The sequence below is a fragment of the Paraburkholderia sp. J76 genome, from assembly GCF_905220295.1.
GTDB lineage: Bacteria > Pseudomonadota > Gammaproteobacteria > Burkholderiales > Burkholderiaceae > Paraburkholderia.
In genome coordinates this window covers 1-493 of sequence record NZ_CAJMZJ010000057.1, presented here as the reverse complement: position 1 = coordinate 493, position 493 = coordinate 1, and the positions used below count along the sequence as shown (strand labels likewise).

Sequence of the window (493 nt, the reverse complement as noted above, 5' to 3'; positions counted from 1 at the left end):
ACGCCTCGAGCGTGGACGCCGTGAACGGTTCGCAACTGTACGCACTGGGTGCGAAGACGGACGGCTCGGGCAACCTGCTGAACGCGTTCGTGGCGTATGACGACACGTCGATGAACTCGGTGACGTTCGGCGGTTCGGGCCATGCTCCGGTGGCGCTGCACAATGTTGCAAACGGTGCGGTCAGCGTAGCGAGTAACGACGCTGTGAACGGCGGCCAACTCTACAGTCTGTCGAACTCGACTGCTGCGGCAATGGGTGGCGGCTCGACGGTGAACAGCGACGGCTCGATTAGTGCGCCGACCTACAACTTCGGCGGCAAGACGTACAACAATGCGGGCGATACGTTCACTGCGCTTTACGGTGACATCACCAACATCAGCGGCCTGGCTGACGCGGTGCAGTACGACTCGTCGGCTCACGACAAGCTGACGCTCGGCGGCGCTGGTTCCAGCACGCCGGTGAAGTTGACGAACGTGGCGAATGGTGCACTGAA

1 pseudogene is annotated in these 493 nt (G+C 61.9%); it reads left to right on the top strand.

What is annotated here, in order from left to right:
* Window positions 1–20 precede the first annotated feature (20 nt).
* Window positions 21–493: pseudogene (locus U5768_RS31890) on the top strand (hypothetical protein); the annotation flags it as partial.